The sequence below is a fragment of the Marivita sp. genome, from assembly GCF_051251565.1.
GTDB lineage: Bacteria > Pseudomonadota > Alphaproteobacteria > Rhodobacterales > Rhodobacteraceae > Marivita.
Genome location: NZ_JBPOFB010000019.1, coordinates 37,455 through 52,955, shown reverse-complemented (window position 1 = coordinate 52,955; position 15,501 = coordinate 37,455). Strand labels below are relative to the sequence as shown.

Below are 15,501 nucleotides of genomic sequence, written 5' to 3'. Positions count from 1 at the left end.
GGGTCAGTTTGCCCGCGGTGATATCTGTGTCGATGAACCCCGGACAGATCGCGTTGGCGCGGATACCATCGGGGGCCAGTTCGCGCGCCATGGCCTTGGTCAAACCCAAGATCCCCGCCTTGGCCGCCGAATAATGCGGCCCGCCAAAGATGCCACCGCCGCGTTGCGCGGAAACCGACGACATATTTACGATGCTGCCCACTTTGCGCTCTCGCAGGTGCGGGATCAGCGCCTGAGACATATACAGCGTGCCGCGCAGGTTCACGTCGAGAACAGCGTCGTAATTCTCGGGCGCGATCTCCATGAGCTTGAGAGGCTGCGTGATGCCTGCATTGTTCACAAGAATGTCGATGCCACCAAGCGTTCCCAAAAGCTCTTGCACCATCGAAAGACACGCGGTGCGGTTGGTCACGTCACAGGCGCGACCCAGATGGCCATCGCCCGGCAAATCATTGGCAGAAGCTTGCGCTTGGCTTGCATCGAGATCAACAATCACCACGTTCGCGCCATGTTCGGCAAACAAATTCGCCGTCGCCTTGCCCAGCCCCCGCGCGCTGGCCGCACCTGTGATGATCGCGGTTTTCCCTGTCAGAAGTGCCGTCATGTTCTGTCCTTCAAGCTCTGCCCCATAAGGGCCTCGTATGCGCGCACGACGCGGCTGTCGTCTTCGCGCCCATGTCCCATGGCAGACGCGGCGGTGAACATCTGGTAGGCGGCGGCGGACAGGGGTAGGGCCACGCCCGCGTCTTTGCCGGTTTGCAGAACAAGCCCGAGGTCTTTGATGAAGATGTCCACGCTTGACGCGACGGGTGGATCATCGACCAACATGCGCGGCACGCGGTCGGACATCATCCAAGAGTTGCCAGCGGCGTTGGTCACGATGTCATACAGCGTCTGCGGATCGCACCCGGCCTTTGACCCAAGCGCCATAAGCTCAGCAGCCACCGCCAAATGTACGCCTGCCGCCAATTGGTGAACGACTTTGTATGTCGCCGCTTGCCCTGCCTCGTCGCCAAGACGATGCACAATGCCCGCAACCGCGTCCAGCACTGGATCGGCGCGATCAAATGCAGCTTCGGGGCCGGACGCCATAACAGTCAAAGTCCCGGCCTCAGCCCCGACTTGGCCACCCGACACGGGCGCGTCGAGCATGATCAGCCCAGCCTCCGCCAGCCGCGCCGCGATCTCTCTTGCGTCGGATGGTGCGACCGTCGAAGACAGCATGACCGTCGCACCGGGGGCCAGCGCCCTGGCCACATCCGTGTCGAACAAAACCGACCGCGCCTGATCCGCGTTCACCACCATGACGAGCAAGAGGTCTGCGCCTTTCGCGGCATCCTCTGGGGTATCCCGGGGGGTACCGCCTGCGTCCGTGAATCGCTGTCGTGCATCGGGCGAGAGGTCGTAGCCCGTCATTGGGATACCTGCGGTCAAGATATTGCGCGCCATGCCAAGGCCCATTGCGCCAAGGCCGATGATTGCGGTGCTCATTGGTTCACCCATGTCTTGACCGACGCACAAATCGCTTCGACGGTCATACCGTACTGCTGATGCAGCGTCGGCAAAGCGCCCGCATCCAGGAATTCATCCGGCAGCCCGATCTGGCGGAATGGCACATGAACCCCGGCGCGCATGAGGGTGCTTGCCACCGCTTCGCCCAACCCGCCGGTGACGGAATGGTTCTCAGCCGTCACAACCAGTCGCCCGCCTTTCGCGGCTTCTGCGGTGATCGTTTCGGTGTCCAGCGGTTTGATCGTCGGTGAATGCAGCACAGCACAGGAAATCCCGTCTTTGGCCAAAGCTTTCGCCGCATCCAGAACACGCATGGTCATGAAACCGGACGCGATGAACAGAACGTCGGTTCCGTCATGGATTATCTGCGCTTTGCCCAGTTTGAATTGGTAGTCGTATTCACCAAGAACATTCGGCACTTGCCCGCGCAGAAGCCGCATATAGACCGGGCCGGGATGATCGGCGATAGCATGTGTCGCCTGTATCGTGTCAATGGCATCGCAGGGGTCAAGCACCGTGAGGTTCGGCATCCCGCGCATGATCGCCAGATCCTCGGTCGCCTGATGGCTGGGGCCGTAGCCGGTGGTCAGGCCGGGCAAGGCGCAACAGATTTTGACGGGCAGGTTTTCTTCGGCAATTGCCATGCAGATGAAATCATAGGCCCGGCGCGCGGCGAACACGGCATAGGTTGTTGCAAACGGCGTGAACCCTTCACGGGCAAGACCAGCAGCGGCAGAGATCATCACCTGTTCGGCCATCCCCATCTGATAGAACCGATCCGGGTGCGCGTTCGCAAAGACATGCAGGTCGGTGTATTTCGACAGATCCGCGGACAAGCCAACGATATCCTCACGGGTCTTGGCCAGTTCGACCAAGGCATGTCCAAACGGCGCTGCAATGGTCTCGCGCCCCTCGGAATCCAATGACGCGATCATCGCTGAGGTGGCGAGTTTCGTGTCCGGCACCTGCCGCGCGGTGTATTTCGATTTACGGCGTGAATTCGGGGGAAAATGTTCGTTCATACTGGTTTTCCCTCGTCCAGAATGGCAATCGCTTTGGCCCATTCCTCGGGTTCAACCCGCACAAAATGCGCCATCTCACGGGCCTCAAGGAATGGCACGCCTTTGCACATCTTGGTGCGGCAGATGATGACGCGCGGACGCGCATCAGGCAGGTTCCGCGCGGTGTCGAACGCGGCGGTCAACGCATTCAGGTCGTTGCCGTCCACCTCTTGCGCGTGCCAGCCAAACGCCGCCCATTGCGGCGCTTGCGGGCCAGCAGCCAAGGCATCGGTGGTCTTGCCATCCGCCTGCTGGTCGTTGAAATCGACAAGGCAGATCAGGTTGTCGAGCTTCCATTGCACGGCAGACATTACCGCTTCCCAAGTGGAACCTTCGCCCAATTCCCCATCCGACATGAGGTTATAGACAAACGCGTCGCTGCCCTTGCGCTTGAGCCCCATCGCAGCCCCGACCGCAATGCCAAGGCCGTGGCCAAGCGACCCGCCCGTGATCTCCATTCCCGGCGTATAGGCGGCCATGCCAGACATCGGCATCCGAGAATCGTCCATACCGTAGGTGCCGATCTCGTCCTCGGGCAGGACACCGGCCTCGATCAGCGCCGCATAGAGCGCAATCGCGTAGTGACCGATGGACAGGTAAAACCGGTCGCGCCCTTCCCATTCGGGATCTTGCGGGCGGTAGGTCATCGCGTGGAAATAACTGACCGCGAGCAGATCGGCGGCACCCAAGGCCTGCCCGATATAGCCCTGTCCCTGCACTTCACCCATCAAGAGCGCATTGCGCCGGATCGCCCATGCGCGGCGCGCAAGGCTCACATTCTGCCGTGTCAGTGTCGATGCGTCCGTCACGCGCATTCCTCCCCCCGTGCCGATACTCGGGGCTAACGAACCACCACGCCCCAATTTTTGCAATCGAATTTTGGTATACCATTTACACAGATTGCGATTAGGGTTCGGAAAGCATCCCATTTTAAGGACCGCACAGATGAACCTCTCTGCCATGCTCGCTGCACGTCACGCCACAGGCCGCCCGGTTCGGGTGGGCCTGATCGGTGCGGGCAAATTCGGGTCAATGATCCTGAACCAATCCAAGTATCTGAACGGCCTGCATATCGTCGGAATTGCCGATCTGGACGTTGGAAAAGCACAGGCCTCATTGGCCCGCGTAGGCTGGGGCGATGACCGATTTGCGCCGTCTTTGGCGGAGGCCTTAGGCAGCGGCAAAACCCATGTGATGGACGACGCAAACGCGCTTTGTGCGTTTGACGGGATCGACTGCATTGTCGAGGCGACAGGCCATCCGCTTGCCGGGGTGCGCCATGCGTTGGCAGCTATCGACGGCGGCAAACACGTTGTGATGGTCAATGTCGAGGCCGATATCCTGTGTGGTCCGGTCCTTGCCAAACGCGCGGCACAAGCGGGTGTGATCTATTCAATGGCCTATGGCGACCAGCCCGCTGCGATGTGCGAATTGGTGGACTGGGTCCGCGCCACAGGGTTCGAACTGGTGGCCTCCGGCAAAGGCATGAACTTTGCGCCGCATTATCGGTATTCGACCCCCGACACCGTGTGGGGCTTTTTCGGCTGGTCGGATGAAGAGGTTGCAGCAGGGGATTTTAACCCCAAGATGTACAATTCCTTCACCGACGGCACCAAAGCCGCGATCGAGATGGCGGCGGTCGCCAACGCAACTGGCCTTGATTGCCCGGACAATGGCCTCGCCTTTCCGCCTGCGGGGCTGCACGATCTGGCGCAAGTATTCAAACCCGCGTCCGAAGGCGGGCGGCTGGATCGCGCCGGGCTGGTCGATATCGCTGCGAGCCGCGAACCTGACGGGCGAACGGTGATGAACAACATTCAATACGGGATGTTCGTGACCTTCAAAGCGCCCGACACCTATGCCCGTGATTGCTTTGCCCAATACGGGCTGCTGACCGACGACAGCGGATGGTACGGGTCCATGTGGCGGCCGTTCCACCTGATCGGTCTGGAAACCAGCGTTTCGGTGCTTTCCGCCTGTCTTCGGAATGAGGCGACAGGCAGTTCCACCCGCTACCGTGCCGATGCCGTGGCCACCGCGAAACGCGACCTGAAAGCGGGCGAATGGCTGGATGGCGAAGGCGGGTTCTGTGTCTGGGCCAAAGCGATCCCCGCCCGCATCGCAGCGCCAATGAACGCGCTGCCCATCGGCCTTGCGCATCACGTCAAACTCATCCGCGATGTTCCCCGAGATCAGGTGGTGACATTCGACGATGTGGACCTGACTGAAGACCAAGACATCGTCGCGCTGCGCCGCGAACAGGATACAATGATGGAGTAATCTATGGTTGATCTCGTCTATTTCCCAAAAGAAGACGTGGACGAATGGGAATAGACATGGACCAAAACCGGCTCCACGCCACCTAAGTTACATAATTATCATTATTGGTGCATCGAGCCATCACAACAGCAAAGACGTTGCCAATGCCGCGATCTCGTCGGCCACGCGCTGCGGCAAGGGAATACCGTCGCGCATCCGCTCTGCCCGCAAAGCGCGTTCCTTGTCACCGGGGATCAGAACGCGGTCAGTCCCCGCACCCGGGGTCAAGGACCGCACAAAGTCGATATAGGATGCAACCTCGGGAAAGATCGCCTGTTCGGCATCAAGCCGCACGGGATCAATGAACAGCGCCAGCAATCCATTACCGAACGGATGTTTCGTCGCCCCATTGGTGCCATTGCTGGTCAGCGCACCGGCCAACAGCTCGCAGGCCAGCATCAATCCCGACCCTTTGTGCAATCCAAACGCCTGCAACGCGCCCGATCCCATCAACGGATCTGGAACCGCCTCTGACACGGTCGCGCCATAAAGCACTTCGGGGTCGCGCGTCGGCACCCCGTTCTGATCCACAAGCGCGTCAAGCGTCAGCGCAGCCCCCCCTTGCGCGGCAACCAGCGCCTTGCCTTCGGCCACGATCGACGTGGCGAAATCAAGGATGAAATCATCCCCGCCGGGATTGGGCACACCCACCGACACCGGCGCGGTTGAGGCCGCCCGTTTCCCGGTGCCAAACGGCGCGACAAGTTGCGATCCCGCCACGTTCACGAACATGATCGACACCAGACCGGCTGCTGCCGCCTGTTCGGTATAGGCCCCAAGCCGCCCGATATGTCCGGCGCGGCGCAACCCGATTCCCGAAAAGCCAGTGCGCTTTGCCACCTCAATGCCGCGCGCAACCGCATCCCGGGCAAGCCATTGCCCCATCCCGCTATTGCCATCGAACAACGTGAACGCGTCCAATTCGACCATCGGCGTCAGGCTTTGCCCCGCCTTGAGTTGACCCGTCCGCAGCCAGTGATGATAGCGCAGAATACGAATGATGCCGTGGCTGTCATGCCCACTGGCACTGGCCTCGGTCAGATGCTCAGCGACGCAGCGAGCCTCATCCAATGCACAGCCATCCGCACACAGAATATCGGTCATGGTCTGCGTGATTGCGGTGGCGGACACAGGTACAGAGGGCATCATGTGCGTGCACCCCGAGCTGCCGTGACCAAACCCAAGTAAAGACCGCGGCACAGCACCCGAATTCTCATGAAATCCACAGCATTCCTCCCAACGCCGAACTTTCCAAATTTATCCGCGACTTGGGCAGTGGGATCAACGGATATTCGGTAGTGGCACAGTATGGATCGAAACATTTCAGTATTTTGGTATACCAAAACGCCATTTCCTGTGATACCGAATCGAAAGGGCCGCTAAAAACGCGGCCTCAATGGGAGGAAATTCAAATGAAAAAACTGCTCGCTTTGGCGGCAGCTGTTGCTGTCGTTGGAACTGAAACGATTGCCGAGGACTATCCCTCAAAGCCAATCGAAGTGATCACGCATGCCGGTGCTGGGGGAGGCACCGACGTGACGGCTCGCATGATGATGTTGCGCGCCCGCCGCGAACTGGGCGAGGACATGATCGTCGTCAACAAACGCGGTGGTGGTGGGTCCGTTGCGATGGACCATTACCTGACCCTGCCTGCTGACGGCTATTCGATCCTGACTTTCACTATCGGCCACGCCGCCGAACTGGCCAAAGGCAAAACCGACATGACGCTGGCCGATGTGCGCCCGATCGCGCGCGGCACTGATGATCCGCAGATCCTCATGGCCCGGTGCGGTGCCTATGAAAGCGCCCAAGCCTTTGTCGACGCCCAAAAGGACGAACCGCTCAGCTATGGCGTGACCCAGCTTGGCAATATCGACGACGTGTCCGCGTTCATGTTCACCACGCGCGGCGGTCTGGCCACACCCCGGATCGTTCCGTTCGAAGGGGGCGGCGAACTGGCCACACAGCTGATCGCCGAGGCAGTGGACGTTGCCGTTCTTAACCTCGCCGAAGCGGCCAGCCAGATCGACGCAGGCGATATCTGCCCAATCGTAGTTCTGGCCGATGACCGCATGGGCGCGCTGCCGGATGTGTCTACCGCGAAAGAGCTTGGCATTGATGTCAGCTTCTCGACCGTGCGTGGTTTTGTCGTGCACAAGGACGTGCCAGACGATGTGGCCGCCAAGATCGAAGACTCGCTGATGAACGCGATGAACCATAGCGTCTATCAGGGCTTCCTTGAATCGGTCGGTCTTGACGGAACATCCGTCGCCGGCTCCGAGGTCTGGGGCAATCAGCTCACCACCATGGTCACCGATATGGAAGCCGCTCTGAAAGAGCTTGGCTTTATCGAGTAATCGACCGTCCTGCGCGCCCTATCCCGGGCGCGCAGACCCCATTTGCGAGAACTGCCATGACACCCCCAGACACATCAGGCGCACGCCATGCGTCCAGTTGGATCGTGCCGCTTGTGATCCTCGCGTTCTGCGCTGCGGCCTATTACCTGACGACGACATTCGACCGCGTACCGCCGATCCTCAAGCGTGGGATGCAGCCCGCCGATTTTCCGCAGCTGATGATCATACTCTTGGCCATCATGGCGCTTTGGCTGCTGATCCGCGATCACGCACCCGCCCCCGAAGTGCTGCCAGCGCCGGTCTATATCTCAATGGCGCTCCTTGTGGGCTTTCCAGTTCTGGCGTTGCTGGACCTGTTTCTGGCGTTAGGGGTGTTTGGGCTGTTGCTCACGCTGTTTTGGGGCGAACGCCGCACCTGGGCGCTTGTCCTTGTGGGTGTTGTTGTCCCCACCTGTGTCTTTCTCTTGTTTGATCAGGTGTTCGAGATCCGCTTCCCGCGCGGTCTTTTAACCAACCTTTGGTACGGGTGAACCCATGGATGCTGTTTTAGCTGGTCTCTACGCCCTTGCCGATCCTGGGCTGCTTATCCTGATATTCGCGGCCACTTTGGGCGGCGTGCTTGTCGGGGCGCTTCCCGGTCTGAACGCCACCACGGGTGTTGCGCTTTTACTGCCATTCACCATCACGATGGAGCCGATCCCGGCGATCGCCATCCTTATCACAATTTATTGCGCCGCAACCTTTGCAGGCGCGATCACCGCGATCTTGATCAATACGCCCGGCACGTCGGCCTCTGCCACCACCTGCCTTGACGGCTATCCCTTGGCCCAACGCGGCGAAGCCGGCCGCGCACTTGGCATTGCCACCGTGTCGTCCACATTCGGCGGCGTGGTCAGCGTGGTCTGCCTGATGGCGGCAGCACCTCTTATGGCGCGCGCAGCGTACAACTTTGCGCCGCCCGAATATTTTGCGCTAACCGTGTTCGGCCTATCGATGCTGGCCAGCATCGGCGATGGCTCACCCCTCAAGAACGTAATGGCCGGCGCGTTTGGCGTGCTTTTGGCCACTGTCGGGATTGATCTGCTGACCACCGTGGAACGCTTTACCTTTGGGTTCAACGAAATGTCCGAAGGCATCGGGTTTGTGCCCGTAATGATTGGCGTTTTTGGAATTTCCGAACTGCTGGTGCAGGCCTCGAACCTCAACGCAAAACGCGAACGCATCACGATGAAGGCGATCAAGCTGCCCTCGATTGCCGACTATAAAAAGATCTGGCGCACGATCCTGCGGTCCTCTGGCATCGGCACATTCATCGGCATCCTGCCTGCGGAAGGTGCCACAGTCGCGTCGATGATCGGCTATAACGAGGCACGTCGCTGGTCCAAAACACCCGAGGAATTCGGCAAAGGCGCAATCGAAGGCATCGCAGGGTCCGAAGCCGCCAACAACGCCGCCGCCGGGGGCGCAATGGTGCCCACCCTTGCGCTTGGCATCCCCGGCAGCCCAACAGCGGCGGTGATCCTTGCAGGCCTCGTGGTCCATGGCATTCAACCGGGCCCGACCATGTTCACCGAACAGGCCGACTTTGCCTTTGCGATCTTCTGGTCGATGCTGCTGGTCAATTGCCTGTTCTTCTTTGTCGGTCTCTTTGGCGCGAAACTCTTTGCCCGCGTGACACTGATCCCGGTGACGATCCTGTGGCCTGCGGTCTTCACATTTTCCATCGTTGGAGCCTATTCGCTGGATCAATCCATGCTTGACGTCTGGATCGCCATCGCATCGGGCATCATCGGCTACTACATGCGCCGCTATGGCTACTCGGTCGTACCGCTTGCCATTGGTTTGATCCTAGGCGGGATGCTGGAGAAGCGTCTGGGCCAAAGCATGGTGATGCTCGATGAGCAGTGGTGGCTGATGCTCACCCGCCCGATCTGCCTGTTCTTTTTTGTCCTGACAGCACTGGCGCTGTTCGGAAAACCGCTCTGGGGGATGTTGTTCCGCCAGCGCGCACCGCTCAAATCTTCCGGAGAATAACGTGACCAAGATCAAATCCATCCGCACCCGCGTCTGGAACTGGACCGGCCCAACCGTCCCACCCTCGGGCAATTTCTGCACCAACGCGTCTGACGTATTGTGGATGAAGGGCGATGCAATGGCATCGTTCCGATTTCACCAATGGCTGACATGCGAGGTGGAAACCGAAGACGGCACCATCGGCATTGGCAACGCCGCGCTTGCGCCATCGGTGGTTAAGAAAGCCATCGACGATTGGTACGCGCCGCTTGTCATCGGCGAAGACCCATTTGACTATGCCTATATCTGGGAAAAGATGTACCGCCGCACCCACGCCTGGGGCCGCAAGGGCATCGGCATGACCGCAATTTCCGCGATCGACATCGCCATCTGGGACCTGATGGGCAAGCTGGTGAACAAACCCGTCTTCAAACTGCTGGGCGGCCGCACCAAGGAAAAGATCCCGGTCTATTATTCCAAGCTTTATGCAGGCCCTATTGAGACCATGCAGAAAGAAGCCGAAGAGGCGATGTCCCACGGCTACACCGGCTTTAAGTCACGCTTTGGCTATGGCCCGAAAGACGGCATGATGGGCATGCGCGAAAACCTCAAACGGGTCGAGGCGATCCGCGAGGTGATCGGCTATGACCGCGACCTCATGCTGGAATGCTACATGGGGTGGAACATCGATTACACCAAACGCATGTTGCCCAAGCTGGCCCCGTTTGAACCCCGCTGGCTCGAAGAGCCGGTAATTGCCGACGATGTAAACGGCTATGCCGAACTCAACGCGATGAACATCGTGCCCATTTCGGGTGGTGAACACGAATTTTCGGTCATCGGCTGTGCCGACCTGCTGCGCAAAGGCGCGGTCAGCGTCCTGCAATACGACACCAACCGCGTCGGCGGGATCACGGCAGCACAAAAGATTAACGCGATTGCCGAAGCGTTTCAGGTGCCCGTCATTCCGCATGCCGGACAGATGCACAATTACCACCTGACCATGGCCAATGCGAATTGCCCGATCAGTGAATATTTCCCGGTCTTTGACGTCGAAGTTGGCAACGAATTGTTCTATTACATCTTCGACGGTGACGTTGAGGCACAGGACGGTTTCCTCCAACTGGACGACAACACCCCCGGCCTTGGCATCACGATCAGTGACAAACATTTGAAACATTTCGAGATTGAAGAATGAGCACCTATTCCGGCATCTGGCCCGTCGCGCCGACACCCTTTCACGACGATGGCACCGTCGATTTCGACGGCATGAAACGTGTGCTGGATTGCATGATCGACCAAGGTGTCGACGGCATCTGCATTCTGGCCAACTTCTCTGAACAGTTCCTGATTTCCGATCACGAACGCGCGGCGCTGACGAAACTGTCGCTTGATCATGTGGCAGGCAGGGTGCCCGTGATTGTCACGATCAGTCACTATGCCACCCAGATTGCTGTTGAACGCGCCCGCTTTGCCAAAGACCTTGGCGCGGACATCGTGATGATGATGCCACCCTATCACGGCGCATTGCTTAAAGGCACAGCAGACCAGACGTTTGAGCAGTTCCAGGCCGTCGGAGAGGTTGGCATCCCGATCATGATTCAGGACGCGCCGCTGTCCGGTGTCGATCTGCCGGTGCCCTTGCTTGTGCGTATGGCCCGCGAAATCGAGATGGTGAAGCTTTTCAAGATCGAATGCCCGCAAGCCGCTGGCAAACTGCGCAGCCTCATTGCTGCGGGGGGTGACGCCATCGAAGGCCCCTTTGACGGCGAAGAAGCGATCACCCTGCTGGCCGATCTTGAGGCGGGCGCCACCGGGTCCATGACCAGCGCGATGATCCCGGATCAGATCAAACCGGTGATCACCAAATTTGCCGCAGGCGACCTAGCCGGGGCCGAGGCGGCATATGCCCGTGTCCTGCCGGCCATCAACCATGAAAACCGCCAATGCGGGTTCCGGTCGGCCAAGGCCGCCATGGTCGAAGGCGGCGTGATCAAATCCGAATTTTGCCGCCATCCGATCCCGCCTCTGCACCCAGACACGCGGGCACAGCTTTTACGTTTGATCACACCATTAGATCCGATTGTCTTGCACTGGGGGCTTTGATGCAGAAACCTGTTTCCACTTTCGATTTGTCTGAAGAAGACCTGGAACTTGAACGCCCGCGCGCGACCCTTGCAGAAGTGGCCGCAGACAAACTGCGCGACTTTATCCTGCTCGAAAAGCTGCCGCCCGGCGCGGCGATTTCCGAACGCGAAGTCGCTGCGATGCTCAGGATCAGCCGCACCCCGTTGCGCGGCGCGCTGGCGATTCTCGAACAGGATGGGCTGGTGGAATACACGGTCACCCGCCGCCCGCGCGTGGCCAATCCTTCGGTGGCCGAAATCGCTCAGAACCTTGTCGTGATGGGTGCCCTTGAGGCGCTTGGCGGCGAACTGGCCTGCAAACACGCCACTGATGCCGAAATCGCCGAAATCGTCGCTCTGGATGCCAGAATGCAGGACGCGTCAACCACCCTGCCCCCGCTGGACTTCTTCAGCACCGACATGAACATGCATGAAACCATCATCCGGGTCAGCGGCAATTTTGCCCTGGTCGAAACCCACCGCCGCTACAATGCACGCCTCTGGCGCGCACGCTTTATCTCGTCCAAGCGCAGCGAGGGGCGCGACCAAACGCTGGCCGAACACGCCGCCATCATCGCCGCCTTGAAAACACGAGACGCCGCCAAGACAGGCGCGGCAATGCGCAAGCACCTGTCCTCGGCGATCTCGAATATCGAAACCGCGCTTCACGAACGCAATTCATAACCCAGAGGATATCATGGCCCCAAAAATCGGCATCATCCCCGGTGACCCAAGCGGCATCGGTCCGGAACTGATCGCGCGGCTTCTGGCCGAAGACTGCGCGGACGCTGCAAGCATTCTTTTGATCGGCGACCGCCATGTCTTTGAACAAGGTCAAGCGCAGGCCGGTATCCCACACGAGATGGTGGATATCGACGCCACCGCGCAGGATTTCACCACCCTGCCACGCTTTGCCCTGCATGCCTTGGACACCATCGCACCCGAAGATGTGACACTGGCGCAAAGCACCTTTGCGTCGGGCAATTCCACGCTTCGCGCATTGGACAAGGCGCTGGAATTTGCCCAAGCCGGGATCATCGACGCGATTGTCTTTGGGCCGTTCAACAAGGCGTCCATGCACATGGCGGGTCTCGGGCACGCGGACGAACTGCACTACATGGCCGAAAAACTGAGCACGACCGGATATGTCAGCGAACTCAACACCCTGGACGGCATGTGGACCAGCCGCGTCACCAGCCATATCTCTCTGAAAGAGGTGGCTGACGCGATCACAGGACCGCGCATCAAAGAGGCAACACATCTGATTGACCGCACCTTGCGCCGCGCCGGATACGCCCGCCCGCGCATCGCGGTGGCCGCATTGAATCCGCATGCCGGGGATGGCGGCAATTTCGGCCGCGAGGAAATTGACGTGATCGAACCAACCGTGCGCGAAATGGCCCAATCCCAGATGGCTGTTGACGGGCCTTGGCCCTCGGACACCGTGTTTCTCAAGGTCACGCGCGGCGAACTGGACGCGGTGGTCACCATGTACCATGACCAAGGCCAGATCGCGCTGAAACTGCTCGGCTTTGACCGGGGTGTCACGGTGCAAGGTGGTCTGCCGATTCCTGTGGCGACCCCGGCCCATGGCACGGCCTTTGATATCGTGGGCCAGGGCAGGGCCGATGTTGGCGCCACGGTCGCCGCCTTTGAGGTCGCCTGCCGTATGGTCGAAAACTGGAGCGCCGAAGAGGCCGTTGCATGATGCGCCGGATCGGCGTCATCGGGGCAGGACTGATGGGTGCGGGCATGGCATCGTGCCTGCTGCGCACAGGCCATCCGGTCATCGTGCTGGCCAACCGCAACCGCGCCCCTATCGACGCGCTTGTGCAACAGGGTGCCACCGAAGCCGACAGCGCAGAAACGCTGGTACAGACCTGCGATGTGGTTCTGACCTGCCTGCCCAAGGCCGACACAGTGCTGGCGCTCGCCAATCAGCTGGTGCCAATGGTGCGCCCGGATCAGGTGTGGATCGACACCACGTCATCCACCCCCGAAGCCAGCATCACCATTGCCAACATGCTGGCCGCCCAAGGGGCAATCTTTGCCGACGCGCCGGTCACCGGTGGCCCCCCACAGGCAAGCAGCGGTGAACTGGCCTCGCTCGTTGGCTGCGCCGAGGCGCATTTTCCTTTGATACAGTCTCTGGTTCAGCCCTATTCCAAGGTCGTCCGTCGCTTTGGCGATCCGGGGCGCGGGCATGCGGCCAAGCTGCTCAATAACCTTGTCACCCAAGGCACGATGATCTTGCTGGCCGATGCCTATGGCACCGCCCACAATTTTGGGATCGATACATCCGCACTCTACGATGTGATGATGACTGGTGCCGGGCGATCGGGCACTTTGGAGAAAGCGGTCAAACCCGCGCTTCAGGGCGACTACGGCGGGTCACGGTTTTCCATCGAAAACGCCGCAAAAGACCTTGGCTATGCGCGCGACCTGATTGCCGGTTTCGACCCGGACACAGCCGAACTTGCCGCACAGTTACACAACAGGCTCGCAACCCTCATCGACAAGGGCCGCGGGGCCGATTACGTCTCAACCATGCTGGACCCCACACGGGCAGACCAAAAGGACACCTGACATGAGCTTTACCCCACACGGCAAACATCTGATCGCCGGAACCTGGACCGCAAGCGATGCGACCTTTCAGTCCATGCCCGCCCATGGCACCGCGCACAGCTTCAGCGTGGGCACGCCAGATCACGTCACCGCCGCGTGCGAGGCCGCCGAAGACGCGTTCTGGAGCTATGGCTACAGCTCACGCGACGACCGCGCCGCGTTTCTCAACACGATCGCGGACGAGATCGAGGCCCGCGCTGACGCGATCACCCAGATCGGGACCGAAGAAACCGGCCTTCCCGAAGGCCGTTTGCAAGGCGAACGCGGGCGCACAATCGGTCAGATGCGGCTTTTTGCGTCGCATATCCTTGCCGGTGATTACCTTGACCGTCGCCATGACGAAGCCCTGCCTGATCGCGCCCCCCTGCCCCGGCCTGACCTGAAGATGGTGCAACGCCCCATCGGCCCCGTGGCTGTGTTTGGCGCGTCGAACTTCCCACTGGCCTTCTCCACCGCTGGTGGCGACACCGCCAGCGCGCTTGCCGCTGGGTGTCCCGTTGTCGTCAAAGGCCACCCGGCCCATCCCGGCACCGGCGAAATCATCGCCGAGGCCATTCATGCCGCTGTCACAAAGTGCAATCTGCATCCCGGTGTGTTCTCGTTCATCCAAAGCAACAGCAACGAGGTCGGCAGCGCGTTGGTGCAGCACCCTCTGATCAAGGCCGTTGGTTTCACAGGGTCGCTGCGCGGCGGTCGTGCGCTTTATGATCTGTGCGCCGCGCGCCCTGAACCAATCCCATGTTTCGGTGAACTGGGTTCTGTGAACCCCGTGTTCGTCCTGCCCAACGCGCTGTCCAACCGGGCCGACGCGATTGCCAAGGCGTGGGCTGGATCGCTCACCATGGGGGCGGGTCAATTCTGCACCAATCCCGGAATCCTTGTGATGAACGACGGCACAGACGCCGACACCTTCACCACCACCGCCAAAGCCGCACTGGCCGACACAGCGCCGCAAACCATGCTGACCGATGGCATCGCAAACGCGTTCCGCGATGGGCAAACCCAGATCGCAGGCGTCAGCCCGGTATCCGAGATCCTCGCCACATCGTGCGAAGGCCGCAACGTCGCCCCGTTTGTGTATGAAACCACTGGCGACGCGTTTTTGGCCAACCCTGCGCTGCACCACGAAGTGTTCGGCCCGCTTGGCCTAATCGTGCGGACCAAAGACGCGGACCAGATGGTCGCCATTGCGCGCAGCCTTGAAGGCCAGCTGACCTGCACGCTTCAGCTTGATGAAGCAGACACCGATCTTGGCAAAACCTTGATGCCAGTGCTTGAACGCAAGGCCGGGCGCGTGCTTGCCAACGGCTTCCCCACCGGTGTCGAAGTGGCCGACGCAATGGTCCATGGCGGCCCCTACCCCGCCTCGACCAATTTCGGCGCAACATCGGTCGGGACGATGGCCATTCGTCGCTTCGTGCGTCCTGTTTGCTATCAGGACATTCCCGACGCATTGTTGCCGCAAGACTTTTAATCGTTCCGGGGGAA

The 15,501-nt window shown here is 60.2% G+C and carries 15 protein-coding genes; 10 read left to right on the top strand and 5 right to left on the bottom strand.

The window, feature by feature from the left end:
• From ACSHXH_RS16870 to ACSHXH_RS16855, 4 genes are all read right to left on the bottom strand, one after another.
• Window positions 1-604 (bottom strand): SDR family NAD(P)-dependent oxidoreductase (locus tag ACSHXH_RS16870; RefSeq protein WP_435672967.1); only part of this gene is annotated, 604 nt, incomplete at its 3' end.
• The gene (gene ltnD, locus ACSHXH_RS16865; protein ID WP_435672966.1) at window positions 601-1,491 is read right to left on the bottom strand and encodes an L-threonate dehydrogenase; all 891 of its coding nucleotides are present in this window, start codon (window positions 1,489-1,491) and stop codon (window positions 601-603) included. The genes ACSHXH_RS16870 and ltnD, both read right to left, overlap by 4 nt.
• Window positions 1,488-2,534: a transketolase family protein gene (locus ACSHXH_RS16860; RefSeq protein ID WP_435672965.1), complete on the bottom strand. Its 1,047-nt coding sequence runs from the start codon at window positions 2,532-2,534 to the stop codon at window positions 1,488-1,490. Before ACSHXH_RS16860 ends, ltnD begins: the two co-directional genes overlap by 4 nt.
• On the bottom strand, window positions 2,531-3,301 hold the full coding sequence (locus tag ACSHXH_RS16855) for a transketolase (RefSeq protein ID WP_435672968.1): 771 nt from the start codon (window positions 3,299-3,301) through the stop codon (window positions 2,531-2,533). Before ACSHXH_RS16855 ends, ACSHXH_RS16860 begins: the two co-directional genes overlap by 4 nt.
• A 217-nt stretch (window positions 3,302-3,518) precedes the next feature.
• Here ACSHXH_RS16855 and ACSHXH_RS16850 point away from each other — a divergent pair, with 217 nt between their 5' ends.
• A complete protein-coding gene (locus ACSHXH_RS16850) occupies window positions 3,519-4,853 on the top strand; it encodes an NAD(P)H-dependent oxidoreductase (protein ID WP_435672964.1) in 1,335 nt (444 codons plus the stop codon).
• A gap of 120 nt (window positions 4,854-4,973) precedes the next feature.
• Here ACSHXH_RS16850 and ACSHXH_RS16845 read toward each other — a convergent pair whose 3' ends face one another.
• Window positions 4,974-6,041, bottom strand: coding sequence for an Ldh family oxidoreductase (locus ACSHXH_RS16845; RefSeq protein WP_435672963.1), 1,068 nt, complete (start codon window positions 6,039-6,041; stop codon window positions 4,974-4,976).
• 263 nt (window positions 6,042-6,304) lie between these two features.
• Between ACSHXH_RS16845 and ACSHXH_RS16840 the strand changes: the two genes are divergently transcribed.
• Genes ACSHXH_RS16840 through ACSHXH_RS16800 form a run of 9 tightly spaced genes read left to right on the top strand, consistent with a single transcriptional unit; the run spans window position 6,305 to window position 15,487 of the window.
• The gene (locus ACSHXH_RS16840; RefSeq protein WP_435672962.1) at window positions 6,305-7,249 is read left to right on the top strand and encodes a Bug family tripartite tricarboxylate transporter substrate binding protein; all 945 of its coding nucleotides are present in this window, start codon (window positions 6,305-6,307) and stop codon (window positions 7,247-7,249) included.
• Window positions 7,250-7,305: 56 nt separating this feature from the next.
• Window positions 7,306-7,779: a tripartite tricarboxylate transporter TctB family protein gene (locus ACSHXH_RS16835; RefSeq protein ID WP_435672961.1), complete on the top strand. Its 474-nt coding sequence runs from the start codon at window positions 7,306-7,308 to the stop codon at window positions 7,777-7,779.
• 4 nt (window positions 7,780-7,783) lie between these two features.
• Window positions 7,784-9,283 carry a tripartite tricarboxylate transporter permease gene (locus ACSHXH_RS16830; RefSeq protein WP_435672960.1) on the top strand — a complete coding sequence of 500 codons (1,500 nt, stop codon included), beginning with the start codon at window positions 7,784-7,786 and terminating at the stop codon, window positions 9,281-9,283.
• 1 nt (window position 9,284) lies between these two features.
• The gene (locus ACSHXH_RS16825) at window positions 9,285-10,460 is read left to right on the top strand and encodes an L-rhamnonate dehydratase (RefSeq protein ID WP_435672959.1); all 1,176 of its coding nucleotides are present in this window, start codon (window positions 9,285-9,287) and stop codon (window positions 10,458-10,460) included.
• The gene (locus tag ACSHXH_RS16820; protein ID WP_435672958.1) at window positions 10,457-11,368 is read left to right on the top strand and encodes a dihydrodipicolinate synthase family protein; all 912 of its coding nucleotides are present in this window, start codon (window positions 10,457-10,459) and stop codon (window positions 11,366-11,368) included. Before ACSHXH_RS16825 ends, ACSHXH_RS16820 begins: the two co-directional genes overlap by 4 nt.
• Window positions 11,368-12,072 (top strand): GntR family transcriptional regulator, encoded by a 705-nt coding sequence (locus tag ACSHXH_RS16815; RefSeq protein WP_435672957.1) that lies wholly within the window; start codon window positions 11,368-11,370, stop codon window positions 12,070-12,072. Before ACSHXH_RS16820 ends, ACSHXH_RS16815 begins: the two co-directional genes overlap by 1 nt.
• Before the next feature lie 13 nt (window positions 12,073-12,085).
• Window positions 12,086-13,096, top strand: coding sequence for a 4-hydroxythreonine-4-phosphate dehydrogenase PdxA (locus tag ACSHXH_RS16810; protein WP_435672956.1), 1,011 nt, complete (start codon window positions 12,086-12,088; stop codon window positions 13,094-13,096).
• Window positions 13,093-13,974 carry an NAD(P)-dependent oxidoreductase gene (locus ACSHXH_RS16805; protein WP_435672955.1) on the top strand — a complete coding sequence of 294 codons (882 nt, stop codon included), beginning with the start codon at window positions 13,093-13,095 and terminating at the stop codon, window positions 13,972-13,974. The genes ACSHXH_RS16810 and ACSHXH_RS16805 overlap by 4 nt, the downstream gene beginning before the upstream one ends.
• 1 nt (window position 13,975) lies before the next feature.
• The gene (locus tag ACSHXH_RS16800) at window positions 13,976-15,487 is read left to right on the top strand and encodes an aldehyde dehydrogenase (NADP(+)) (protein WP_435672954.1); all 1,512 of its coding nucleotides are present in this window, start codon (window positions 13,976-13,978) and stop codon (window positions 15,485-15,487) included.
• Window positions 15,488-15,501: the final 14 nt, after the last annotated feature.